Raw genomic sequence first — 23,579 nt, forward strand, 5'->3', positions numbered from 1 at the left:
GTGCTACTAGTTCTCTCAAGAAGTAGATTGAAAAAAAAGTTAATAAAAACTCTTGACAATCAACAATTGATGTTCTAGTTTTGCACTCCCAAATCAAAAGGAGGCGGGTAAAAAAGAATTTCTGGTTGTTGTTCTAAACAGCAAAAAGTTTTTTACCTTTGCACCCCTGCTTGGATAAAGAGAAAATGATTGAGGGATTAAAAAATAAAATCTCCTTTTTTATTTGGCAAGTATAAAAAGGTTTTTACCTTTGCAACCCCGAACGAAAAGACGCTCGGTTAAGAGATTAAACAACGGCTAAATAAGTAGCCGCTCTGCTTCTTTAAAAGAAAGAAGCTCATGTTCTTTGAATGTTTGGAATGAACGAATGGTAAGTATACTACCACTTCTGGGCAACCAGAATGTAAGAATACTAAATAAGACCAAGCGACGCGAATTAAATGACAACGTCAATAGTGAGCAAGATCAGCACTCGACATGGTCTTTGCTTCGGCAAAGGCAGCAAGTAATTTATACAATGGAGAGTTTGATCCTGGCTCAGGATGAACGCTAGCGGCAGGCCTAATACATGCAAGTCGAACGGGCGGTAGCAATACCGCTAGTGGCGCACGGGTGCGTAACGCGTAACCAACCTGCCCTTGACTGGGGGATAGCCCGCCGAAAGGCGGATTAATACCGCATAAACCAGCAGCCCGGCATCGGGCAACTGGTAAAGATTCATCGGTCAAGGATGGGGTTGCGTAGCATTAGCTAGTTGGCGGGGTAACGGCCCACCAAGGCGACGATGCTTAGGGGACCTGAGAGGGCGATCCCCCACACTGGCACTGAGATACGGGCCAGACTCCTACGGGAGGCAGCAGTAGGGAATATTGGGCAATGGCCGAGAGGCTGACCCAGCCATGCCGCGTGCCGGATGAAGGCCTTCTGGGTTGTAAACGGCTTTTCTCAGGGAAGAAAAAGACCTTGCGAGGTACACTGACGGTACCTGAGGAATAAGCACCGGCTAACTCCGTGCCAGCAGCCGCGGTAATACGGAGGGTGCAAGCGTTGTCCGGATTTATTGGGTTTAAAGGGTGCGTAGGTGGCCTTGTAAGTCCGTGGTGAAAGCCTGCTGCTCAACAGCAGAACTGCCATGGATACTGCAGGGCTTGAGTCCAGACGAGGTTGGCGGAATAGAAGGTGTAGCGGTGAAATGCATAGATACCTTCTAGAACCCCGATTGCGTAGGCAGCTGACTAGGCTGGTACTGACACTGAGGCACGAAAGCGTGGGGAGCGAACAGGATTAGATACCCTGGTAGTCCACGCCGTAAACGATGGATACTCGTTGCAGGCGATACACGGTCTGTGACTTAGCGAAAGCGTTAAGTATCCCACCTGGGGAGTACGCCCGCAAGGGTGAAACTCAAAGGAATTGACGGGGGCCCGCACAAGCGGTGGAGCATGTGGTTTAATTCGATGATACGCGAGGAACCTTACCTAGGCTAGAATGCGCGTGACCGCGTGGGAGACCACGCTTTCCTTCGGGACACAAAGCAAGGTGCTGCATGGCCGTCGTCAGCTCGTGCCGTGAGGTGTTGGGTTAAGTCCCGCAACGAGCGCAACCCCTACTGTTAGTTGCCAGCATGTTATGATGGGGACTCTAACAGGACTGCCTGCGCAAGCAGTGAGGAAGGCGGGGACGACGTCAGGTCATCATGGCCCTTACGCCTAGGGCTACACACGTGCTACAATGGACGGTACAGAGGGTCGCTACTGCGCGAGCAGACGCCAATCTCAAAAAACCGTTCTCAGTTCGGATCGAAGTCTGCAACTCGACTTCGTGAAGCTGGAATCGCTAGTAATCGCGTATCAGCAATGACGCGGTGAATACGTTCCCGGGCCTTGTACACACCGCCCGTCAAGCCATGGAAGTCTGGTAGACCTGAAGCTGGTGCTCGTCACAGAAGCCAGTTAGGGTAGAACAGGTAACTGGGGCTAAGTCGTAACAAGGTAGCCGTACCGGAAGGTGCGGCTGGATCACCTCCTTTCTGGAGCGGTCTTGCTTATGACGTTGTTAATCACATCGATAAAATGGTCTTTTATCCATTCGTTCATCCTTCATTCAAATAATATTCTTCGGATTCGATGTTTATCGAAACCCGGGCTTGTAGCTCAGGTGGTTAGAGCGCTACACTGATAATGTAGAGGTCCGTGGTTCGAGTCCACGCAGGCCCACTGAACATAGCGGAACGGCCGCTGGGAATTCAACATGGGGGATTAGCTCAGCTGGCTAGAGCACCTGCCTTGCACGCAGGGGGTCAACGGTTCGAATCCGTTATTCTCCACTGAATTGAAGGTGTTCCAAGTGGGAACACAGAATTCAATATTATATACAGAAGTGGTTTGCCTATACGGGCGCCTCCTCTGCGCTGCTCCCAACGGGGGGCACACGTTCTTTGACGTAGTGTAACGAGTAAGAAGAAAAGGCCGGGCCCAACAGCCCGGCCCCAAGCGCTCTGTGCGTTCAGCGCACAGAGGCCAAGAAGTAAGCAAGGGCACACGGGGGATGCCTAGGCTCTCAGAGGCGACGAAGGACGTGATAAGCTGCGATAAGCACTGGGGAGGAGCACATATCCGCTGATCCGGTGATTTCCGAATGGGGCAACCCCCCTGCTTGAAGAGCAGGGACTGTGCCTTGTATGAGGCACGGGGCAAACCCGGGGAACTGAAACATCTAAGTACCCGGAGGAACAGAAAATAACTAATGATTCCCCAAGTAGTGGCGAGCGAACGGGGACAAGCCCAAACCAAGCCGGTTACGGCCGGCCTGGGGTTGTAGGACCGCAACATCTGATTACCCAATCTTAGCCGAACGACGTGGGAAAGTCGATCACAGAGGGTGAGAATCCCGTAAGCGAACGGATTGGGTACGGTAGCGGATTCCTGAGTAGGGCGGGACCGGAGAAATCCCGTTTGAATCCGGCGGCACCATCCGCCAAGGCTACATACTCCTGAGAGACCGATAGTGAACCAGTACCGTGAGGGAAAGGTGAAAAGAACCGCGAATAGCGGAGTGAAAAGAACCTGAAACCGTGTGCTTACAAGCGGTCGGAGCCCTTTTGTGGGGTGACGGCGTGCCTTTTGCATAATGAGCCTACGAGTTACTCTTCTCCGGCAAGGTTAAGTGCTTGGAAGCACGGAGCCGCAGCGAAAGCGAGTCTGAACAGGGCGCGAAGTCGGGGGAGGTAGACGCGAAACTTTGTGATCTACCCATGGGCAGGGTGAAGGTTGGGTAAAACCAACTGGAGGCCCGAACCAGTTTCCGTTGAAAAGGATTTGGATGACCTGTGGGTAGGGGTGAAAGGCCAATCAAACTGAGAAATAGCTCGTACTCCCCGAAATGTATTTAGGTACAGCGTCGGCGTGGAGTCAGCGGGAGGTAGAGCTACCGATAGGACTAGGGGGTGTCACAGCCTACCGAATCCTGACGAACTCCGAATGCCCGTTGATATAGCCGGCAGTGAGGCTTGGGGTGCTAAGGTCCCAGGCCGAGAGGGAAAGAACCCAGACCATCCGCTAAGGTCCCTAAATTCGGACTAAGTTGAACAAAGGAGGTCCAGTTGCTTTGACAGCCAGGATGTTGGCTTGGAAGCAGCCATTCATTTAAAGAGTGCGTAACAGCTCACTGGTCGAGCGACAGGGCATCGATAATACGCGGGCATCAAGTCCGGTACCGAAGCGATGGATTTCTACTTTGGTAGAAGTGGTAGGGGAGCATTCTGGTCAGCGGTGAAGTCGTCCTGTCAGGGACGGTGGAGCGGCCAGAAAAGCAAATGTAGGCATGAGTAACGATAAGGCCGGTGAGAAACCGGCCCGCCGATAGACTAAGGTTTCCTGCTCAACGCTAATCGGAGCAGGGTTAGTCGGGACCTAAGGCTACGCCGAGAGGCTACGTCGATGGACAGCGGGTTGATATTCCCGCACTTATCCAGTGGAGTGATGCAGTGACGCAGAAGTGAAAGCACCGCGGGCGGACGGAAGTGCCCGTTGAAGCGCGTAGGTATAGGGACGGTAGGTAAATCCGCCGACTTTGCTGAAACGTGATAGTACCCGGCGGCCTCGGCCAACGGGATAGCGTGCCTAATCAGACTGCCAAGAAAACCTGCTAAGCGTTTACCGCTGGATAACCCGTACCGCAAACCGACACAGGTAGTCAAGGAGAGCATCCTGAGGCGCTCGAGTGAATCACGGCCAAGGAACTCGGCAAAATGGTCCTGTAACTTCGGGAGAAGGGACGCTTCCTCTGCGCAAGCAGAGAAGCCGCAGTGAAAAGGCCCAGGCGACTGTTTAACAAAAACACATGACTTTGCGAACGCGCAAGCGGAAGTATAAGGTCTGACACCTGCCCGGTGCCGGAAGGTTAAGAGGGGAACTTAGTCGCAAGGCGAAGGTTTGAATCGAAGCCCCGGTAAACGGCGGCCGTAACTATAACGGTCCTAAGGTAGCGAAATTCCTTGTCGGGTAAGTTCCGACCTGCACGAATGGTGTAACGATCTGGGCGCTGTCTCAGCCGTGAGCTCGGTGAAATTGTAGTCTCGGTGAAGATGCCGAGTACCCGCAACGGGACGGAAAGACCCCGTGCACCTTTACTATAGCTTGCCATTGACGCTGGGCAACACATGTGTAGGATAGGTGGGAGGCGTTGAGCCGGGGCCGCTAGGTCTCGGGGAGCCGACGTTGAAATACCACCCTTGTGTTGCTCGGTGCCTAATCTGGAACACGGAAACAGTGGCTGGTGGGTAGTTTGACTGGGGTGGTCGCCTCCAAAAAAGTATCGGAGGCTTTCAAAGGTCCGCTCAGTACGCTTGGTAACCGTACGCAGAGCGCAATAGCAGAAGCGGGCTTGACTGTGAGGCCTACAAGCCGAGCAGGGTCGAAAGACGGATATAGTGATCCGGTGGTTCCGCATGGAAGGGCCATCGCTCAAAGGATAAAAGGTACGCCGGGGATAACAGGCTGATCTCCCCCAAGAGCTCATATCGACGGGGAGGTTTGGCACCTCGATGTCGGCTCGTCACGTCCTGGGGCTGGAGAAGGTCCCAAGGGTTCGGCTGTTCGCCGATTAAAGTGGCACGCGAGCTGGGTTCAGAACGTCGTGAGACAGTTCGGTCCCTATCTGTTGCGGGCGTTGGACATTTGAGAGGACCTGTCCTTAGTACGAGAGGACCGGGATGGACCAGCCGCTAGTGCACCGGTTGTGGCGCCAGCTGCAGCGCCGGGTAGCTACGCTGGGATGAGATAAGCGCTGAAAGCATCTAAGTGCGAAACTCACCTCAAGATGAGATGTCCCAATTGAAGGGTCGTGGGAGATGACCACGTTGATAGGCGGCAGGTCTACCGGCAGAAATGCCGCAGCCGAGCCGTACTAATGACCCGAACGCTTCGGGCACCCCGCTTGGGGCCCCTGTTCTTCTTACCCGTTGCCTGCGTCAACGTTTTTTGGGGTGCCCTGAACCCGCACCCCCGCCAGCAATGGTGGCTTTAGCCCGGGGGTTCACCTCTTCCCATTCCGAACAGAGCCGTTAAGCCCCGGAGCGCCCATGGTACTGCCTTCACCGGCGGGAGAGTCGGTCGCCGCCAACCTTGTTGTTTTGCCCGCGGCCCCCGCCCCCGCGTCCCTGCCCCGCTTCGGGGGCCAGGGATGCGGGGCGGGGGCCGCCCCGCGTTTACCCCTCCTCGCAAGCTAGTCTGATATCGAGATGCAAGGAAAGTAGAAAGTGACCTCTAAAACATCTTTAGTTATGAAGCCTTGGTGCCGTTAACGGTATCAGGGCTTTTTTTATAGCATTTACCTATTTTACAAGACGGAACGGACCAAAGTTTAGACGAATCATATCTTTAACGCGTTTCTTGTATTATTACCGGCTTTTGAAAGAATTAGGTCCAAATGTCAATTACATATCCTTGGTTTTTGTTGAGTTTGGTTACGTTAGGTGTTCCAGTATTAATACACCTCTTTGAATTACGACGACCTCAAAGACTAGCTTTTACGAACGTTGGTTTCATCCGAGAAGTGAAACTTATTAGCGCAAAGCAGAGGAAGTTAAAGCACATCATAGTACTCTTAGCACGTATTGGATGTTTGTTTTTCCTGATTCTTGCTTTTGCTCAGCCTTTTATCCCTGCCTCGAAAGAACAAAAAACGACTGGAAGCGCTATCGCTGTACTTATCGACAACTCGCCTAGTATGCAGGCGAGAGGTAATAATGAACAGTCGGTTTTTGATGACGCTGTGGAGCAAGCTCAAGGTTTGCCTAATGCTTTTGTAAATAATACTAGCTTTTTGCTTCAAGAAGGACCTAAGAGTATACTGAACGCTTCTGCTTACCAAGCTGCACTCAAACAGCTTACTATTTCAGGACAAGCTCGTAGTTTAAAGTCAGCGATTGCACAAACTAATTTTAGTAGAAGTAGAATAGCGCAAACATTTATTATTTCCGATTTTCAGAAGAATGCCTTCTCTCCTCAGTTTTTGCGAGGTGTAGATTCCACTAAAGATGTATTGTTGGTGCCAATAGCTTCACAAGAAGCTGCTAATGTGTATGTTGATAGCATTGCGCTAGATGATGCTTTCGTGCGTTCTGGGAACAACATTTCTTTAAAAATAAGAGTCCGCAATGGCGGTAATGCACTTGCTAAGGATGTTCAGGTAAAGCTTTTCATTGCTGAGCAACAAGCAACAGTATATCGTGCTACAATAGAAGCTGGAAAGACGTCAACTTCTGTTGTGCAGGTTCGCCTCACTGAAAATGGCCTTCGGAAGTGTCGTGTTGAGGTTGAGGATTTTCCGGTGACGTTCGATAACACGTATTACTTCACGCTGCAACCGTCTCCTCAGATCAAAGTACTAGGCATCGGCAACACCACGGCTGCTCTCGAGCAGTTGTATGGAAATGAGCCATTATTTGCATTCACAGCTAGCCAGCCTCAGTCTACAAATTATCGTTCGTTGGCAACGGCTAATTTAGTTGTGTTACAAGAGCTACCGCGGGTAGATGCGTCTCTACGAGAAAGTTTGACGCGAGCACTGCAACAGGGGACTTCTATTGTCATTGTTCCACCGGCGGGTGCTGTTGGCCATGATACCTACAACCAGTTGTTTAGAGAGTTAGGAATAGGAGTGGTGCAATGGGAAGAAAGATCCTCTGGTGCTCCCGAACTTCAGGAAATGGCTACTCCAAGCCCGCAAAATCCATTCTTTAAAGATGTATTTGCTGCGCAAAACCGCCAGCCAATCATGCCGAAGGCAGCTCCAGTTTTACGCTGGTCGCGATCGGGGAGTGACGTGCTTCAAATGCGGGACGGGAGTGGGTACTTAGCCGGATTTTCCAACGGTCAAGCTGCTGTATATTTATTTTCTGCTCCCTTTAATACCACTTATTCTGATTTTACCTCGCATGTCCTCTTTGTGCCGGTAATGTATCGGCTGGCAATGCAAAGCTACCGGAGCGATCAGCAGATTGCCTATCGTCTCAACCAGCGAGCAGTGGCATTTACCTTACCACAATCGGTGCTGCAAAAAGCTGATCAGGTTTTCAAGCTCACCAAAGACAGTCTGAGCTTCATTCCGGCGCAACGAATACAAGCAGGAGTACTCCGGTTTGATGTGCCTTCTGGGATGACTGAACCCGGCTTTTATGCACTTGAGCAAAATGGGAAGAAGCTGGCAACGCTAGCGTTCAACTTCGACAAGCGTGAATCTGAGTTGGCACAGTATTCCGCCGATGACTTGCGCAAGATGATCGGCCCCGACCAGCCTAACATACACGTCTATGATCCTGCCAAAGGTGGTTCAGTAGCTTCCCAATATCGGGCCGAGCGTGTAGGCAAGCCGCTGTGGCGTTATTGTTTATGGATCTCGCTCGCTTTCTTGTTGTTAGAGGTTCTCACTATAAGAGCTAAACCAAAAGTGCAAGCCAATAGGCCCGCAGTAGCAGCCTAACACTATTAATGGCGTCCTTTGATTTGAGGAAAGTACTCTATCTTGCTGCCTCACTTTCGAGCTACGCGTGAATTCTTCACTTTCAGCCAGGCAAACAGTTGTGCGCACTGCCATTCAATGGGGTGTAAGTGCAGGTATTGTATGCATTCTCTGGGTTATAGGCCTATACCTGACGGGCAATAACCCATATGGCCCCAAAAGGCTCATGACCTTCTTCATCCCGCCGTTGGCGGCAATCCTGAGCCAAGGCGTGCTTCGTCGGAAATTTCAACCTGAAGGTCCAGGGTTAGGCCGAGCAATTGGCGTTGGCCTACTCACTACTTTCTTCATAGCCTTGGTATCGGCGGCAGGAGTGTACGGTTTTGCTAGAATTACAGGTAACGCGCCCATACAGAGGCACTTATCTGAAATGGATCAACTGCTGGCAGCAAGCAAAGCCGATTTTCTGAAGCAACCGCACGGCTTGGAACAATACGAGCGCACCCGGCAGGGACTGGCCCGCACCCCGCAAGGGTTTGCCGCCGATGACTTTAAAAATAAGATCCTGTTTGGGTTGTTGATTAGTGTGCCAGGAGGGATTTTCTTTCGGAAATAATGCTGATTTTCATTTATTTATACTAAACCAAACACCCAACGATCATGGAAAACACCTCTACTGCTGCTGTTACAACCACTTCTACTGCCATTCGATATGGGTTGCTGACGGGGCTGGTTTCTGTCATCTATTCGTTCATCCTTTTCGTGACCAAGCAGGAGGGCAATACCGCACTAGGGTTGGTTGCGCTTGCCATCTGGATTGGAGGTCTTGTACTCGCGCATAAGTTCTACAAAGACAACAACGGCGGCTTCATGTCCTATGGGCAAGGCTTGGGTATTGGCACCTTGATGTCGCTCGTTTCGGGTATTCTAGGCGGAATTTTTCGTTATGTGTACTTAGAATTCATTGACCCGTCGGCAATGCAACGCGGAATTGATGTGGCACGTGAGAAAATGGCCCAAGCAGGCAACATGACTGACGAGCAAATTGAGCAAGCTGTCAATACGTCCCAAAAATTTAGCACGGGACCGCTCGGCTTGGTGTTTGCCATTGTGGGGGCCGTCGTGATCGGCTTTATTCTTTCCCTCATCATCTCCGCCATCACCAAACATAATCGTCCTGAGTTTGAGTAAGCGCCTGCCGCACCATTTCCCAGTTGAGCTTTCCATTGTTATCCCCTTGCTCAATGAGGCCGAATCCTTGCCGGAACTGACACGCTGGATCAACCGCGTACTGAGCCAGCATGGACTCACATACGAAGTTATTTTGGTCGACGACGGCTCCACGGATTCTTCTTGGAGTATCATCGAAGAATTGTCCGACATCGATACCCACCTACGAGGCATTCGTTTCAACCGCAACTACGGCAAATCGGCGGCTTTGAATGTAGGCTTTAAGGCGGCAGAAGGCCGGGTAGTCTGCACCATGGATGCCGATTTGCAGGACTCGCCCGAAGAGTTGCCCGAACTCTACCACATGATTGTGGAGGGTAACTACGATCTGGTAAGTGGTTGGAAAAGAAAGCGTTACGACCCAATCAGCAAGACCATTCCTACCAAGCTCTTTAACGGCGTAACCCGCTGGATTTCGGGTATCCCACTACACGATTTTAACTGCGGCTTAAAGGCTTATAATCAACGTGTCGTAAAGAGCATTGAGGTGTACGGCGAAATGCACCGTTACATCCCGGTGATTGCCAAATGGGCCGGGTTTCGGAACATCGGGGAGAAAGTAGTGCAGCACCAAGAACGCAAATACGGCACCACCAAGTTTGGCTTGGAGCGGTTCGTATATGGCTTTCTGGATCTGCTGTCTATCACGTTTGTAAGCCGGTTTCGGCGGCGCCCGATGCACTTTTTCGGTACCATGGGCACCTTGTCCTTCGTGCTCGGAATGCTTATTACGTTGTGGTTAGTAGGCGAAAAAGTCTATTTGGCGCTGCACAATATCAAATCGCGAGATGTGACGAGCCAACCGCTATTTTTCCTAGCGCTGGTGGCCGTTGTGGTCGGCATGCAACTGTTTCTGGCAGGTTTTCTGGCCGAAATGATCCAGCTGAATGGGCCACGCAAGAATCAATATCTGATTCGCGAGAAGCTCAACGTGATCTGAATTAAACAAGTAGCCCTATGCGTAACTAATTGACATACAATTAGTTACGCATAGGGCTTTCTAATGTGAAAATTACTGCTGAATGAACGTCGTGATCATTGGGCCGGCATATCCGTTGCGCGGAGGCTTAGCCACCTACAACGAGCGGTTGGCTCGGGCCTTTCGCGAGGCTGGTGACGAGGTGCGCATAGTGACGTTCAGTCTGCAATACCCCAATTTTCTGTTTCCGGGGCAAACGCAGTTTAGCACCGAGGCTGGCCCACAGGATCTAGATATCCAGGTCAGTATCAATTCGGTTAATCCGCTGTCGTGGTGGCAAGTGGGCGATCAGTTGCGCCGTCAAAAGCCTGATTTAGTGGTCTTTCGCTTTTGGCTACCGTTTATGGGTCCGGCTTTGGGCACGATTGCGAGGCTTATCAGGCGCAACCGGCATACGCGCATCGTAGCCATCACCGACAACGTCATTCCACATGAAAAGCGTCCCGGCGACCGGCCGTTTACGCGATACTTTCTGGCTGCTTGTCATGGTTTCGTGACCATGTCGCGCTCAGTATTGGCCGATTTGCGGCGCTTGCACTTCAAGCAACCTGCTCGTTATCAGCCGCATCCGTTGTATGACAACTTTGGTCCGCTAAAGCCCAAAGAGGCTGCTTTAGCTGCACTGGGCCTGGATCCGGCTTATGGGTACCTGTTGTTTTTTGGCTTCATTCGGGCCTATAAAGGCTTGGATATTTTGCTCGAAGCATTTGCCGATCCACGGCTGGCTCAACTGCCCATAAAGCTGATTGTGGCGGGCGAATATTACGAAGATGCTTCGCCTTATGAAGCGATCATAAAGCAGCACGCCTTGGCAAGCCGCCTAGTGCGCGCCACTGATTTTATCCCTAACGAGCGTGTGGTAGACTACTTCTGCGCCGCTGATTTGGTGGTTCAGCCGTACAAAAATGCTACGCAAAGTGGCGTTTCGCAGATTGCCTACCACTTTGAGCGCCCTATGCTCGTTACAGATGTCGGTGGCTTAGCCGAGCTAATACCCGACGGCGAAGTGGGCTACGTAACCAAAGCGCAGCCTAAAGCCATCGCCGACGCGATCCTAGATTTCTACCAAAATCAGCGAGAGCCCACTTTTGCTGCCGGCGTACGTGAGCGCAAAAAACAGTTTTCATGGGCCGAAATGGTCGGCGCGCTCAAAGCAGTCTCGGCAGAGTAACTTTCTGATTTTAAAGATATTATAAATTACTTGGGAAGCTAGCTTCTACTGCGGCCATCACTTTGTCGGCGGGTAGGTCTTCCATGCAACTGGTGCCCAGCTTGCAAGAGCCACGATAGAAGCAAACGCACTGCCGGTCGGGCTGCACAATCTGGCCCCGGCCATAAAGGTCGAATTCGTACGGATTGAAGATGTTGTTAATCAGCACAGTAGGTTTGCGCAATGCAATACTGATGTGCATGGCCATCGTTACCTGGGTCACAATCAGGTCCATCTGGTGCATCAGGTTGATGAATTGCTCCAATGGAAAAGTACCCAAGTAAGCCGCTCCCGTAGCATCATGCAGGCGGCGATTGCGCTCATCCTCGGCCGTACCACCGAGCAAGACAGGCGTGTAGCCCGCCTGTTGGAGCTGGGAGATGAGAGCAATCCATTTTTCATCCGACCAAAGCCGAGTTGTCCAGCGGTCACCGCAGCCGGTGTTTAGGCCTACGTGCTTACCGAAAGGAAGCGCATCCCAGGCGTAGCCTTTATCTTGATGATTGTCAAAGAGATATTCTTCACCGCGAAAGTCATAATCGCAGAGTTCGAATATCTCCTGCACATAAGGTTTAGTGTTTTGCAGGCTAAGCTGATCGAACACGCCCGTCAGGAATTTGTGGTTGGCCAGTTCGTTGACGGGCCACGCCACGCCGTCGGTGGGGCGCAATTGGTAGCCAAATTTCTGATCGGCTTTGATGCTGCCCAGCAAAGCGCAAGCCTCTTTGTCTTTGTCGAGGTTAAACAGCAGATCGAACTGGCGGGCTTGCAAGTGCAGCACCGCCGACAACTCCAGCTTCAGGATTTCGTCGACCTCGCCGGCGGGCAGAATGGCAGGCGTATGCGTGAGCCACGTAATAAATGCGTTGGGGTATTCTTGGCGCAGGCGCCGCAGCAAGGGCGTCGTCCGGATGACATCGCCGATGGCTCCTAGCTTGATGATCAGAATGCGTTGCCGCACAGGCGCGTACACTGGGCAATCGGCGCACTGGTAGCCGTGCTCTTTGTTGGGGCGGCAGGGAACGTCACCGCGGAAATGGCGACAATCGGGATGAACGGTGATGCCGTTGAGCTCGGGCATTAGAAAAAATGCGTAATATGTTGATTAGCAGGTGAGAGCCTCGAAATTAGATGCCGACGTAGGAGCTTGGCGAAATCGCTCGGAGCTCTGCTTTCACTGTGTCGTCAACCTCCAGTGTATCAATAAATTCGCCGATGGTTTCGGCCGTAACAGGACCGTGGGTACGGGTCAGAGCCTTAAGCGCATTGTACGGGTCGGGGTAGTTTTCGCGGCGCAAAACGGTCTGGATGGCTTCTGCCACCACCGGCCAGTTAGCTTCCAAATCGCGGTGTAGCGCCGCCTCGTCGAGGGCCAGCTTGCCCAGGCCCCGCTGCAACGACGTGAGAGCCACGAGCGTGTGGCCAAGGGGCACTCCCAGCGTGCGCAACACCGTAGAATCGGTTAGGTCGCGCTGAAGGCGGGAGATGGGAAGCTTCGCCGCCAAGTGCTCCAGAAGGGCATTAGCAACGCCCAAATTGCCTTCGGCATTCTCAAAATCAATGGGGTTGACCTTGTGCGGCATAGCCGAAGAGCCAACTTCGCCGGGCTTAATGGTTTGGCGGAAATACCCCATCGAAATATACTGCCACACGTCGCGCGCCAGATCGATCAGAATGGTGTTGAGGCGCTTCAGGCCGTCGCATGTAGCGGCCAGATGATCGTAGTGCTCGATTTGGGTGGTCGGATGGCTGCGGTGCAAGCCCAATCGGGTATTCACAAAGTCATCGGCAAACTGGCGCCAATCAATGTTGGGGTAAGCTACGTGATGGGCGTTGAAATTGCCCGTAGCACCACCAAACTTCGCCCCAAACGGTACCTGTCCTAACAAGGCTACCTGCGCATCCAGACGGGCCACAAACACCGCTATTTCCTTGCCCAAGCGAGTAGGAGACGCCGGCTGACCATGCGTACGGGCCAGCATCGGAATGCTCTGCCACTGGCTCGCCTGCGCAGCTAACGTATTGCGTACCTGGGCATAAGCTGGCAACAGCACCTGAATAAGACCTTGTTGCAAGCTCAGCGGCACGGCCGTGTTGTTGATGTCCTGTGAAGTCAGGCCGAAGTGAATGAACTCCAAGTATTGCCCCAGTCCAAGAGCCGAAAATTGGTCCCGCAGAAAATACTCGACGGCTTTTACGTCGTGGTTGGTGACGCGCTCATGGGCTTTTACCGCTTCGGCGTCTTCTCGGGAGAAATCCTGATACACCTTACGAAGTGAGGTAAATAGTTGATTATCAATGCTTTGCAGTTGTGGTAATGGCAACTCGCACAAGGCGATGAAATACTCAACTTCCACAAATACGCGGTAGCGAATCAAAGCCAACTCCGAAAAATACGGCGCGAGCGGGGCCGTTTGGTGGCGGTAGCGCCCGTCGAGCGGAGAAAGGGCGTTGAGGGAAGTCAGTTCGTCGTAGTCGGCAGCTGAAGACATGCGTACAAGGAAAATGGCCAAGTGTGCCAAAGGTAACGAAGCCGACGCGGATGGCTAAGGCAAGCGTAGCGCTTTTGCTTACCTTTGTGTTACGAGCGGCAGCGGGTTCGGCACGAAACTCGCTAGCCTGGCCGCGACTCATCCCCTCTGTCCGTTCGCGTGAAGCTAGCTACGAAGAAAAAAATAGGTATTGGTGTGGGCATCGTTGTGGTGCTTTTAGCCATTGGGCTCGGTGTATTTCTCCTCAAGCGCCAACAATTGCTGCAATATGCGTTGGCGCAGGTCAAAACGAAGGTAGAGCGCAAATACCCCGTCAAGCTCATTTTAGGGCCCGCCCAGTTTACGGATCTCAATACCGTTGAAATCCAGGGTGTTGCGATGGTGCCCGTTGGCGGCGATACGCTGTTGCGTGCCCAGCGCATTAATGCTTCCTTGAGCTTGCGGTCGTTGTTTGCGGGACGGCCGGTGTTTAGCAACCTCGAAATCGACGATGCCCGTCTGACGGCCATCCGTACGCTGACGACTGACAACTTTTCTTTTCTATACCGCAACCGCAAGAAAAACCAGCCGGTAATAAAGCGCGATACGACCCAGGGCACCAATTACGGCCTGTTGTTGAATCAAGTGATCGAGGCAGGTTTCGACAACTTGCCTGGCGAGGCTGATTTCCGGCGCTTTCTGATTACCTACCGCAGCCCACGCCATATGGCGTCCATCAACATGCCGCGGTTTAGCATCAAAGATGGAGATATTGCCGGGCAACTGACTGCTGATATCGACTCGGTTAGCAACCAGGTAGGAGTGCGCGGTCACGTGGAAGCCGGTGATTATCAGCTAACTGCTGATGTGTTTGGCCTGAACCGCCGCCCTGTGATGCTGCCCTATGTAAAGAGCCGGTATGGCGCGCGGGTGCAGTTCGACACGTTGCGCCTAAGCCTAGCCGACAAAGAATACGACGACGAAAAGCTAACGGTACGCGGCGAGGCTTCGGCCCGCAACTTCGTGGTCAATCATCCCAAGCTTTCGGCCGATGACGTGGTGTTTCCGCGCGGCGGCATCGACTTTGTAGCGACGTTGGGCAAGGCCTCGTTCTCGCTCGATAAAGGCAGCAAAATTACGCTCAACCGTATGGAATTTTTTCCGACGTTCAGCGTGCGTAAGCTGCCTCTGAAACAGCGCGTTATCGGCAAGTCCAACGGCCTGAAAAACCGCAACGAGTTGCTGGCGGGTCTGCAGGTAGCAGCCGATATTCAATCGGCGGAAACGCCGGCCAATGTGTTTTTCGCGGCTTTGCCGAAGGGTATGTTCCGGACGCTAGAAGGCATGCAGGGCGAAGGTACTTTGAAGTACCACTTGCAGGCCAATCTCGACATGAATCACCTTGACAGCCTGCGATTTGACTCGTCGCTAAAGGGTAAGAACTTTCGGATTACGCGTTTCGGCCGCGAAAATCTCAACATGCTGAACGAGGATTTCCCCTATACCGCTTATAACGACAAAGGCGACTCGATCAAAACCTTCGCGGTGGGGCCTTCTAACCCCAATTTTGTGCCGTACAACCGCATATCGCCGTACCTGAAATATGCCATCATGACGGCGGAAGACCCGCGCTTCCTGACGCATAAAGGCTTCATGGAGAAGGCGTTCGTGAAATCGATCATTCAGAACATCAAGGAGCGGCGATTTGCGCGCGGCGGCAGCACCATCTCCATGCAACTGGTGAAGAACGTGTTCTTGACCCGCCAAAAAACCGTCACGCGTAAAATTGAGGAAGCCCTGATCGTATGGCTTATTGAAAATACGCGTTTAGCCTCGAAAGAACGGATGTTTGAGGTGTACCTGAACATCATCGAATGGGGGCCGAAAATCTACGGAGTGAAAGAGGCCGCGCGCTTCTACTTTGATAAGCAACCTGCCAACCTCAACCTGTCGGAAAGCTTGTACTTGGCGAGCATCATTCCCAAGCCCAAGTTCTACCGCTACTCCTTCGACAGCTACGGCAACCTACGCGGCAGCAGCCGCTATTTCTACCACCTTATCGCGGGCATCATGGCCCAACGCGGCCTGATTTCGCAGTCTGACTACGACAACTTGTCCCTCGGAGTCGCGCTCAATGGTCCGGCTCGCAAGTACATCGTGACTGCTGTTGATACAGTGCGCACCGTATCGGCCGCCGATTCGTCGCAGTTTGAGCCGCTAAACCTGATTGATCTGCTGGGCGGCAGCAAGGCCCCAGACGAAGGTGCCAACACGCCTCCGCCGGACGAAACTCCTGACCAGGCGCCAAAGCAATAACTAGCCAGAACAGCAAGCAAAAGCCCCCGGTGATGCGCATCACCGGGGGCTTTTGCTTGCTGTTCTGGCCAGAAAGAGTGTTTCTGTAATTTGTTATTAACCAAATACTTATGATGATTACTTATTAATAGCCTCGACGGATTCGTCTTCTTTCTTAGGCAACAGAACCGATAGGATGACCGACATTGCTAGAATAAAGCCCACAATGCCCAAAGATATACCCATCGGTATCTCTAAATAATTAGAAACCAGTAACTTGCCTCCGATGAAAATCAAAATAAGCGAGAGGCCGTAGTGCAGGTAATGAAAAAGCCGCATAAGGCCTGCCAAAGCAAAATACAAGGCGCGTAGGCCCAGCAGCGCGAATACGTTGGACGTGTACACCACGAACGTATCGCGGGAAACGGCAAGAATGGCCGGGATGGAATCGGCGGCAAAGACCACATCGGTCGTTTCGACCATCAGAAGCACCACAAACAGCGGGGTGGCAAACAGCAGCTTTTCCTTGCGTACAAAGAACTTGCCGCCTTCCAGATTGCGCGTGACAGGCATATAGCGGCTCAAAAACTTGACTACGGGGTTGGCATCCGGGTCAATTTCCGGCTCGCCGGCGCTGGTGGCCATGCGCACACCCGTATAGACCAGGAAAGCGCCCAACACATACATCAGGAAGTGAAACTTGGCCAGCAGCGCCGCACCCGCCAAAATGAAGGCAGCGCGCAGAATAAGTGCTCCCAGAATGCCCCAAAACAAGATTTTGTGCTGATACTGCTGCGGCACCTGGAAGTAGGTGAAAATCAGCAGGAACACAAACAGGTTGTCGACGCTCAACGATTTCTCGATCAGGTAGCCGGTGAGAAACTCGAGGGCTGCCTGCCGGCCCATCGTGCGGTACACGAGGTAGTTGAACGAGAGGGAAAGCGCGATCCAGAAAGCTGACCAGCCCAGCGCTTCGCGCATATGCACTACGTGCTCCTTGCGGTTGAAAACGAGCAAATCGAGCATGAGCATCACCAGCACGAATGCGTTGAAGCCAACCCAGAAAATAGGAGTGTTTTCCATTAGCAGCAAGATACAGCACTGGTCAGTTTTTTTCTGAACCCAACTGTATCAGGCGCTTACCGCGATTCTTGCACGGAGGTTGCGCCCGAAGCGGCGGCGGCTACCGGCTGTGGGGCGACATCGGCGGCAATGGGCCGCCGGTCGAAGCGTCGAAACCAGCTGGCTACCTTCATCTGGATGACGCCGAACAGGGCTTCCTGGAAAATCCCCTTGCTCATTTTGGATGTGCCGCGGGTGCGGTCGGTGAAAATAATCGGTACTTCCTTGATTTGAAACCCATACTTGAAGGCTAGCCACTTCATCTCAATCTGGAAGGCATATCCCACGAAGCGAATTCGATCCAGCGGAATAGTACGCAGCACGCGGGCCGTATAGCACTTGAAGCCCGCCGTAGCATCGGCGATGGGCATGCCGGTAATCATGCGCACGTAAGCCGATGCAAACCACGACATCAGCACGCGGTCCATGGGCCAGTTGACTACGTTTACGCCTTGGATGTAGCGCGAGCCGATGGCCATGTCGTAGCCATCGTCGGCGCAAGCCTTGTACAGGCGCACCAGGTCTTCGGGGTTGTGCGAGAAATCGGCGTCCATTTCGAATACGTAGCCGTAGCCATGCGCCAGCGCCCACCGAAAACCGTGGATGTACGCCGTGCCAAGGCCCAGCTTGCCGCGACGCTCCTCTAAGAACAGCCGATTGGGAAATTCACCCTGGAGGCGTCGCACGATCTCGGCGGTGCCGTCGGGCGAGCCGTCGTCGATGATGAGCACGTCGAATGCCTTGGGCAACGAAAACACCTTCCGAATAATCAATTCGGCGTTTTCGCGCTCATTATAGGTAGGAATCAGGACGAGCCCATCGTTCATTGTTCAAAGATAGAAGTTAGATAGGTGTGCGAGAGAAAGCCCGAATACTTTTCCCAGGTTTTTTATGACTTCCTAGCTTCGGCTAGGCATTTTGGGCAGAATCAGCCAGCGTTTCGGCCAGTTCTTTAGCGTAGCGAATGCAGTCGGGCACGCCCACGCCGGCGCGCCAGTTGGCTACTGCATAAATTTTATGTTCGGAAAGTGCGTCGGCCGCGGCGTGTGCTGCGAGAATGCGACTGTCAAACTGCGGAATAGCTTTTTCCCAATAGTACTGGTACTGCCACACCGGCTCCGTAGCCTTGATGTGGTAGAGCCTGTTTAGCTCCTCGTGCACAGCAGCGCGCTGCGCCGCTTCGGGTTGCCGAGCCTGCGCTTCGTACTGCGAGCCGCCTACAAAGGTGGTAAATAACACTTGGCCGTCCGGCACGCGGTTGGGGTAGATGGAGCTGGTCCAGATGCTGCCCGCCGCATACGGCTGCTCCACCTTGGGGTGTAGTGCTCCAAAGCCATCAAGCGGGTGCCCAACGTCGGCGCGGCGGTAGGCGGTGTATACGGCGGCCATGGGCGGGTAAAAAACGGCTGCAAGCGCAACGGCAGCATCAGGAAACAAAGACTGCAACAAAGGAGCGGCCGCGTAAGTCGGCAAGGCCAACGCAACGGCGTCGTAGGCAACGTGATCAAAAGTGCCCTGCGCCGTCCGGATTTGGTATCGAGCGTCGGGCAAGCGTACTATTTCCGTAACGCCCTGGCCGCCGTGATAGTTTGTTAGTTTGGCCGAAATTGTATCGGTAATGGTCTGAATGCCTTGCCGTAACGAAATAATTCGGCGCCGACCGCCAGCCCGGCCCGATTTGGCCAGTCCGCGCACTACCGAACCATAAGTTTGTTCCAGCTCACCGAGCTTCGGAAAGGTTTTATGCAACAACAGCCGTTCAGGGTCGCCAGCATAAATGCCTGATATAAAAGGGTTTAGCGCATAGTCAACAATTTCCTGCCCAAAGCGCCGCCGAAAGAATCCTGCCAATGTTTCGGTAGGGTCGGGAGAAGCGGCCGGCCGGCGTAACTCCTTCAGAATGTTAAGCTTGCCTCTTAAGCTAAAAAAGCTGCTCAATAGCAAGCTAGGGGGCGAGCCGGGCAGCTTTTGGTAACGGCCCTCGCGCAGCACGTAGCGGTTGGCGCTGACCGCCGCAGTGTCCTGGATTTTTTCTGTTAAGCCAAGATCAGCTAGTAAAGCCTCTAGCTCGTCGCTGAGTTGCAGGGAGTTAGGGCCGGTTTCGAGTAGGTAGCCTTCCGGGTGCACGGTACGCAGATTACCACCAGCCGTAGGTTGCGCTTCAAATAAGTCATAGGAAATACCGGCTTTCTGTAGATACCAGGCTAGGGTAAGCCCCGATATACCGCCGCCCAGAATGGCAATGTTCATACCGTGCAAATTCGTTTGGCGCAAAGGTAGGCCAGCGCGACGGGTTGTTCCAGGCTTCTGCGGAATCAGTAGCTTTGAACCAATGAATCCACTTGTTATTCCCGCTGTCAAGTCCAAAGCCGTGTTTCTGGACCGCGATGGCGTATTAAATCAAGAAATTGGCCGCTACGTGTGGCAACCCGAAGATTTTGTGGTGTTGCCCGGCGTGCCCGAAAGTTTAAGAGCTTTGAAAGTTGCTGGTTACCAACTGGTTGTGGTTACTAATCAAGCAGGCATTGCCAAAGGCTTATATACGGCAGCCGATGTGCACCGCTGCCATGAGAAGCTACAACAAGCTTGCGGCGGCCTGATCGATGCCTTTTATTTTGCCCGCTCACACCCCAGCGTTAGCGAGTCGCTCCTGCGCAAGCCTGATTCGCTGATGCTCGAAAAAGCCATCGCGCGTTTTCACCTCGATCCGGAGCAATGCTGGATGATCGGTGACCGGGCCCGCGACATGGAAGCCGGAGCCCGCGTAGGCGTACGAGGGATCTTGGTAGGCGATGCCGAACCTGTGGCGTATTCGCCGCGGGTTGCCGACCTACCGGAAGCCGTAGAATGGATTTTGCAGCATTGATTTCCAACCTAAAACTTCTTTAACAGCAACGCCCGCTTTCTGTAAGTAGAAAGTGGGCGTTGCTGTGTTTTTAATGGGTAATACTTACTGCCGCACTACTGGAGCTTGCCCCGCGCTGGCTGTAATGGTGGAAGAAACCTGATTCGCAGGCTTAGCAGATGAATAGGCCGGACACTTGGTGCGGCACGAGCTCATCCCTACTAATCCAACGAGCGCCAAGAGCAAAAACTTTTTCATGCTATAATGCAAAAAGAGTTAAAATGTGCGTGTGTTAAGAGCCTCAAAACTAAACATTTAAATTTATAACGATTGTTCCGTCTTTAAATTGTGCAGCCCGGATTATTTTGTAAGTAGCTGATTTTGAGCCATAAAAAAAGCTCCCCGCACCTTAGCGCAGAGAGCTCTTGGAAAAAGCCAAATTTGACTACTTATTGGCGCGAAGCAGCGGTAGAAGTAGTGCTTGCTGTGATGGGTGAAGAAACGTGATTGGCAGCTTTGATGCCGGTGTAAGCGGGGCAATTTGCTTTTTTATTGCAGGAGCCCAAGCCGAAAACAGCCGCGCACGAAGCCAGCAAGAGTAAATTTTTCATCATGCAGAATGCAGAGGGTTAGTGTATTGATACAGGAAATCAAAAGTACAATTTGTGCCCAGGACTAGCTTACTCCTGGGCACAATTGACTAAAAAGATTACTCGGTGTAGCCTAGAATGCGCATCATCGACTCGGGGTCTTGCTCGGAAGCAAACTCCCAGTCGCGCAGAGTGCCGTCTTCGTCGCGGTCGAGGATGACGTGCCGCGGGGCCGGAATGAGGCAATGCTTCAGGCCGCCGTAGCCGGAAAGGCTCTCCTGATAGGCGCCGGTATGGAAAAAGCCCACGTACAAAGGTTGCTTGTCGGCGGGTTTGCGCTCGGGCAGGAACACTTGGTAGATGTGCTTCTCGGCGTTGTAATAGTCCTGCGAGTCGCAGGTGAGGCCGCCCAGCTGAATTTTCTTGTACTGCTTTTCCCAGCCGTTGAGGGCCAGCATGATGAAGCGTTGATTCAGGGCCCAGGTATCGGGCAGGTTGGTGATGAACGAGCCATCAATCATGTACCACAACTCCTTATCGTTCTGAAGCTTCTCGTCCAGAATAGAGTAGATAGTAGCTCCGCTTTCGCCGACCGTGAAAATGCCAAACTCCGTGAAGATGTGTGGCTCCGGCACGCCTTCCTCGCCGCAAATGCGCTTGATGGTGCGCAGAATTTCCTCGATCATGTACTGGTAGTCGTACTCCGGCTGAATCGAGGTTTGAATGGGCAGGCCGCCGCCGATGTCGATGGTCGTTAGGGTAGGGCACACTTTCCGCAGCTCGCAGTACTTGTGCACAAAGCGGCTCAGCTCCGACCAATAATAGCTGGTGTCTTTGATGCCCGTGTTGATGAAGTAGTGCAGCATGGTCAGCTCAAAGCGCGGATCGTCTTTGATTTTCTGCTCATACAGCGGCAGCGCATCGGCGTAACGAATGCCCAAGCGCGAGGTATAGAACTGAAAACGAGGCTCTTCGTCGGAGGCCAGCCGCATGCCCACGTTACACTTCTCGGTTACGTGGTCGTGGTAGTACTCGATCTCGCTGAGGTTGTCGAGGATGGGCATGCAGTTTACAAACCCTTCGTTGATCAGCTCGGTCAGGTAGCGCTTGTAGCGCTCGCGCTTGAAGCCGTTGGCCACGATGTAGCTCTGCTTGTTGAGCTTGCCTTTTTTGTACAACGCCCGCACAATGTGCATGTCGTACCCCGAAGAAGTCTCAATGTGAATGTCGTTTTTCAGCGCCTCTTCCAGAATGAAAGAAAAGTGCGACGACTTGGTGCAGTAGCAATACGTGTACGTGCCCTGATAATCCGTTTTGGCGATGCCGTCGTTAAACCATTTCTTGGCCCGCTGAATCTGGGAGCTGATTTTGGGCAGGTACGTCAGGCGGAGGGGGGTGCCGTATTTGCGCACCAAGTCCATCATCGGAATGTCGTGGAAGCGCAACTCGTTTTGCTCTACGTGAAAGTCGGGCGTGGGAAAATCGAAGGTTTGGGAAATCAGGTCGTGGTAAGTATCCATTCGGGTCAGGAGGGGTTAGAAAGGGAAGCCGGTGGCGACGAAAGGCAAATGCCTCTAAATGAGAAGGTTATAACTGTTGGCCTTTGTGCAGGCTTTTCCGCACCTTTGTAGGCCCGCAAAGATAGGCGGTATCGGGTACTCAGACATGCGTACCCGGGACGAGAGCGGTGAGACGTGGTCCTGCTCTTTCTGGTATTCGGCCGGGGTCCTTCGACCTCCATCGGTGCGGGGCATTGTTCTTTTATGAAACGTATTAAGCTCATTGAAGTCCGCTCCGAGCTGGGAGCCGGGACTCGTGGGGCTAGTCTGGGAGTGGATGCGCTCAAGATTGCCTGCCTTAACAAAGGGTCCGATTATTTTCGACGGTTCAATTCGGTGGCCGTGCCCGATCTGAACCATGTCTTGTTCGACAAAAACCATTTCCCCTACGCAAAACACATCGATTCGGTGTATACGGTAGAAAAGGGAATTGCCAATACGGTAGAGCAAACGTTGCGTTTCGGCGAGTTTCCGCTGGTGCTGGCCGGCGACCACAGCAACGCTGCCGGCACCATTGCCGGCATCAAAGCCGCTTACCCGTACAAAACCCTCGGGGTTATCTGGATCGACGCCCACGCCGACATTCATTCGCCCTATACCACACCATCGGGCAACATCCACGGCATGCCGCTGGCCATGGCCCTGAACTTCGATAACCTTGAGCTTCAGCGCAATGAAGTAGAGCCCGAAACCGAGTTCTTCTGGCGCCGCCTGAAAAACCTGGGCGAAGAAGGCCCGAAACTAAAGCCCGAACACCTCGTGTACGTGGTGGTGCGCGACACCGAAAACGAAGAAGACGAGATCATCCGTCGCAGCGGCATCAAGAATTTTTCGCTGAAGGAGTTCAAAGCCAAAGGCCCGAAGCAGATCGCCCGTGAAATCTACGAGCGCCTGCGTTTCTGCGACTTAGTCTACATTTCCTTCGACGTCGATTCGCTGGACTCGCGCTTTTCCAAAGGCACCGGCACGCCCGTGGAAGAAGGCCTCGACGTGCAGGAAGCTATTTCCCTGTGCCACGCCCTGCTCGACAACGAGCGCGTTGTGTGCTTTGAAATGGTTGAGATCAACCCCACGCTCGACTCCGAAAATACCATGGCTTCCAACGCTTTCGATATTCTCGAAGCAGCCACGGATACCATTACGGAGCGTCTGCGAATTGAAGATGCCACGTCCCGGCAAGAATCGGGTAGGGGTGGTGCATTTTAGGGCAAAATCATAACGAGTTGATTATCAATGTATTGCGATTTTATTTATTTCTTGTCATCCAGAGCGCAGCGAAGGATCTCGCGTGCTGATTCTTGGTTAGCAGTCCCCTT

General features: G+C 52.9%; 14 protein-coding genes, 2 tRNA genes and 3 rRNA genes. 13 read left to right on the forward strand and 6 right to left on the reverse strand.

Annotated features, from left to right (window positions below):
- Positions 1 to 514: 514 nt before the first annotated feature.
- From FHG12_RS14575 to FHG12_RS14620, 10 genes are all read left to right on the forward strand, one after another.
- Positions 515 to 2,029 (forward strand): 16S ribosomal RNA (locus FHG12_RS14575).
- Positions 2,030 to 2,142: 113 nt separating this feature from the next.
- Positions 2,143 to 2,216, forward strand: a tRNA-Ile gene (locus FHG12_RS14580).
- A 36-nt stretch (positions 2,217 to 2,252) separates the two neighbouring features.
- A tRNA-Ala gene (locus tag FHG12_RS14585) sits at positions 2,253 to 2,326 on the forward strand.
- A 194-nt stretch (positions 2,327 to 2,520) separates the two neighbouring features.
- A 23S ribosomal RNA gene (locus FHG12_RS14590) occupies positions 2,521 to 5,430 on the forward strand.
- Positions 5,431 to 5,512: 82 nt separating this feature from the next.
- Positions 5,513 to 5,624 (forward strand): 5S ribosomal RNA (gene rrf, locus FHG12_RS14595).
- The 16S, 23S and 5S rRNA genes sit together here with 2 tRNA genes alongside, the layout of an rRNA operon.
- Positions 5,625 to 5,928: 304 nt before the next feature.
- Entirely contained in the window at positions 5,929 to 7,983 is a 2,055-nt protein-coding gene (locus tag FHG12_RS14600; protein WP_139516420.1) for a BatA domain-containing protein, read from the forward strand.
- Positions 7,984 to 8,083: 100 nt separating this feature from the next.
- Positions 8,084 to 8,578 carry a DUF4199 domain-containing protein gene (locus tag FHG12_RS14605; RefSeq protein ID WP_230471376.1) on the forward strand — a complete coding sequence of 165 codons (495 nt, stop codon included), beginning with the start codon at positions 8,084 to 8,086 and terminating at the stop codon, positions 8,576 to 8,578.
- 44 nt (positions 8,579 to 8,622) lie between these two features.
- The gene (locus tag FHG12_RS14610; protein WP_139516422.1) at positions 8,623 to 9,153 is read left to right on the forward strand and encodes a DUF4199 domain-containing protein; all 531 of its coding nucleotides are present in this window, start codon (positions 8,623 to 8,625) and stop codon (positions 9,151 to 9,153) included.
- On the forward strand, positions 9,146 to 10,132 hold the full coding sequence (locus tag FHG12_RS14615) for a glycosyltransferase family 2 protein (RefSeq protein WP_139516423.1): 987 nt from the start codon (positions 9,146 to 9,148) through the stop codon (positions 10,130 to 10,132). Before FHG12_RS14610 ends, FHG12_RS14615 begins: the two co-directional genes overlap by 8 nt.
- An 82-nt stretch (positions 10,133 to 10,214) precedes the next feature.
- A complete protein-coding gene (locus FHG12_RS14620; protein ID WP_139516424.1) occupies positions 10,215 to 11,342 on the forward strand; it encodes a glycosyltransferase in 1,128 nt (375 codons plus the stop codon).
- Between the two features lie 19 nt (positions 11,343 to 11,361).
- On the opposite strand, the gene FHG12_RS14625 is transcribed toward FHG12_RS14620, so the two are convergent.
- Positions 11,362 to 12,462 carry a glycosyltransferase family 9 protein gene (locus tag FHG12_RS14625; RefSeq protein ID WP_139516425.1) on the reverse strand — a complete coding sequence of 367 codons (1,101 nt, stop codon included), beginning with the start codon at positions 12,460 to 12,462 and terminating at the stop codon, positions 11,362 to 11,364.
- A 46-nt stretch (positions 12,463 to 12,508) separates the two neighbouring features.
- Positions 12,509 to 13,873, reverse strand: a complete 1,365-nt coding sequence (gene purB, locus FHG12_RS14630) for an adenylosuccinate lyase (protein WP_139516426.1) — start codon at positions 13,871 to 13,873, stop codon at positions 12,509 to 12,511.
- A 159-nt stretch (positions 13,874 to 14,032) separates the two neighbouring features.
- Here purB and FHG12_RS14635 point away from each other — a divergent pair, with 159 nt between their 5' ends.
- Entirely contained in the window at positions 14,033 to 16,168 is a 2,136-nt protein-coding gene (locus tag FHG12_RS14635; RefSeq protein WP_139516427.1) for a biosynthetic peptidoglycan transglycosylase, read from the forward strand.
- A 117-nt stretch (positions 16,169 to 16,285) separates the two neighbouring features.
- Here FHG12_RS14635 and FHG12_RS14640 read toward each other — a convergent pair whose 3' ends face one another.
- From FHG12_RS14640 to hemG, 3 genes are all read right to left on the reverse strand, one after another.
- Positions 16,286 to 17,230 carry a TerC family protein gene (locus FHG12_RS14640; protein WP_139516428.1) on the reverse strand — a complete coding sequence of 315 codons (945 nt, stop codon included), beginning with the start codon at positions 17,228 to 17,230 and terminating at the stop codon, positions 16,286 to 16,288.
- Positions 17,231 to 17,286: 56 nt separating this feature from the next.
- Positions 17,287 to 18,096 carry a polyprenol monophosphomannose synthase gene (locus FHG12_RS14645; RefSeq protein WP_139516429.1) on the reverse strand — a complete coding sequence of 270 codons (810 nt, stop codon included), beginning with the start codon at positions 18,094 to 18,096 and terminating at the stop codon, positions 17,287 to 17,289.
- An 82-nt stretch (positions 18,097 to 18,178) separates the two neighbouring features.
- Positions 18,179 to 19,519, reverse strand: coding sequence for a protoporphyrinogen oxidase (gene hemG, locus FHG12_RS14650; RefSeq protein ID WP_139516430.1), 1,341 nt, complete (start codon positions 19,517 to 19,519; stop codon positions 18,179 to 18,181).
- Between the two features lie 82 nt (positions 19,520 to 19,601).
- Between hemG and FHG12_RS14655 the strand changes: the two genes are divergently transcribed.
- A complete protein-coding gene (locus tag FHG12_RS14655) occupies positions 19,602 to 20,135 on the forward strand; it encodes a D-glycero-alpha-D-manno-heptose-1,7-bisphosphate 7-phosphatase (protein WP_139516431.1) in 534 nt (177 codons plus the stop codon).
- 688 nt (positions 20,136 to 20,823) lie between these two features.
- Here the strand turns inward: FHG12_RS14655 and FHG12_RS14660 are convergent.
- Positions 20,824 to 22,224 (reverse strand): type III PLP-dependent enzyme domain-containing protein, encoded by a 1,401-nt coding sequence (locus FHG12_RS14660; RefSeq protein WP_139516432.1) that lies wholly within the window; start codon positions 22,222 to 22,224, stop codon positions 20,824 to 20,826.
- Positions 22,225 to 22,467: 243 nt separating this feature from the next.
- Here FHG12_RS14660 and rocF point away from each other — a divergent pair, with 243 nt between their 5' ends.
- Positions 22,468 to 23,469 carry an arginase gene (rocF, locus tag FHG12_RS14665; protein WP_139516433.1) on the forward strand — a complete coding sequence of 334 codons (1,002 nt, stop codon included), beginning with the start codon at positions 22,468 to 22,470 and terminating at the stop codon, positions 23,467 to 23,469.
- The last annotated feature ends 110 nt before the right edge of the window (positions 23,470 to 23,579 follow it).

Source organism: Hymenobacter jejuensis, assembly GCF_006337165.1.
GTDB lineage: Bacteria > Bacteroidota > Bacteroidia > Cytophagales > Hymenobacteraceae > Hymenobacter > Hymenobacter jejuensis.

Excerpts from the sequence above, each read along its gene's own strand:
- rocF (WP_139516433.1), top strand. The coding sequence starts at position 22,468 with ATGAAACGTATTAAGCTCATTGAAGTCCGCTCCGAGCTGGGAGCCGGG.
- FHG12_RS14645 (WP_139516429.1), bottom strand. The coding sequence starts at position 18,096 with ATGAACGATGGGCTCGTCCTGATTCCTACCTATAATGAGCGCGAAAAC.
- FHG12_RS14655 (WP_139516431.1), top strand. The coding sequence starts at position 19,602 with ATGAATCCACTTGTTATTCCCGCTGTCAAGTCCAAAGCCGTGTTTCTG.
- FHG12_RS14600 (WP_139516420.1), top strand. The coding sequence starts at position 5,929 with ATGTCAATTACATATCCTTGGTTTTTGTTGAGTTTGGTTACGTTAGGT.
- hemG (WP_139516430.1), bottom strand. The coding sequence starts at position 19,519 with ATGAACATTGCCATTCTGGGCGGCGGTATATCGGGGCTTACCCTAGCC.
- FHG12_RS14625 (WP_139516425.1), bottom strand. The coding sequence starts at position 12,462 with ATGCCCGAGCTCAACGGCATCACCGTTCATCCCGATTGTCGCCATTTC.
- FHG12_RS14620 (WP_139516424.1), top strand. The coding sequence starts at position 10,215 with ATGAACGTCGTGATCATTGGGCCGGCATATCCGTTGCGCGGAGGCTTA.
- FHG12_RS14610 (WP_139516422.1), top strand. The coding sequence starts at position 8,623 with ATGGAAAACACCTCTACTGCTGCTGTTACAACCACTTCTACTGCCATT.
- FHG12_RS14660 (WP_139516432.1), bottom strand. The coding sequence starts at position 22,224 with ATGGATACTTACCACGACCTGATTTCCCAAACCTTCGATTTTCCCACG.
- FHG12_RS14640 (WP_139516428.1), bottom strand. The coding sequence starts at position 17,230 with ATGGAAAACACTCCTATTTTCTGGGTTGGCTTCAACGCATTCGTGCTG.
- purB (WP_139516426.1), bottom strand. The coding sequence starts at position 13,873 with ATGTCTTCAGCTGCCGACTACGACGAACTGACTTCCCTCAACGCCCTT.